General features: G+C 49.2%; 1 protein-coding gene. It reads left to right on the top strand.

Features of this window, described 5'->3' with window-relative positions; translation table 11 throughout:
* On the top strand, positions 1–264 hold a 264-nt coding region (locus AAEY79_RS15260; protein ID WP_352289336.1), incomplete at both ends, for a PfkB family carbohydrate kinase.

Genomic DNA, 264 nt, shown 5'->3' with positions numbered 1-264 from the left:
CGCTAGCAGCGTTTGAAGAGCAGCAACAATTGCTTGCCTACTTTCAATTGGCAAATATCAAACCTTCAAAACAGGCTGGTGGTGGCTCAGCAGCTAACGCTATGTATGCCTTTGCCAGTCTAGGTGGTAAGCCTTTTTATGCTTGCCGCGTCGGTGATGATGAGTCAGGTCAATTTTATCTGCAAGATTTGCATAACGCTGGGGTAGCAACCTCAGAGCGTTCCATTCATACGGGTGGCGTCACTGGATCGTGCGTAGTGGCAG

It is taken from the genome of Psychrobacter sp. GW64-MNA-CIBAN-0177 (assembly GCF_040309585.1).
Taxonomy (GTDB): Bacteria; Pseudomonadota; Gammaproteobacteria; order Pseudomonadales; family Moraxellaceae; genus Psychrobacter; species Psychrobacter okhotskensis.
Note: the sequence above shows the minus strand (reverse complement) of the source record. Positions and strands in the feature narration are given on the sequence as shown.